Source organism: Pseudoalteromonas sp. AWH4_217 (genome assembly GCF_056161105.1).
This window is the reverse complement of record NZ_JBSWYM010000100.1, coordinates 1-238: the sequence shown is the minus strand read 5'-3', so window position 1 is coordinate 238 and position 238 is coordinate 1. Positions and strand designations below refer to the sequence as shown.

Genomic DNA, 238 nt, shown 5'->3' with positions numbered 1-238 from the left:
TATCAGGCGTGCGCTCTAACCAGCTGAGCTACAGACCCAAACAATGTTTGTGTTCTCTAATTCTAATCAACAATCATCTGTGTGGACACTTAGGCCTCCAGGGAAGGAGGTCATGCCGATAGATTGTCAGGAACAATCTCGGCCGTGCAAATTAGTTCTAAGTCGATAAGGAGGTGATCCAGCCCCAGGTTCCCCTAGGGCTACCTTGTTACGACTTCACCCCAGTCATGAATCACTC

Annotated in this window: 1 rRNA gene; it reads right to left on the bottom strand. The window is 48.7% G+C overall.

Annotated features, from left to right (window positions below):
• Nucleotides 1-166 precede the first annotated feature (166 nt).
• A 16S ribosomal RNA gene (locus ACXAH1_RS24815) occupies nucleotides 167-238 on the bottom strand; the annotation flags it as partial.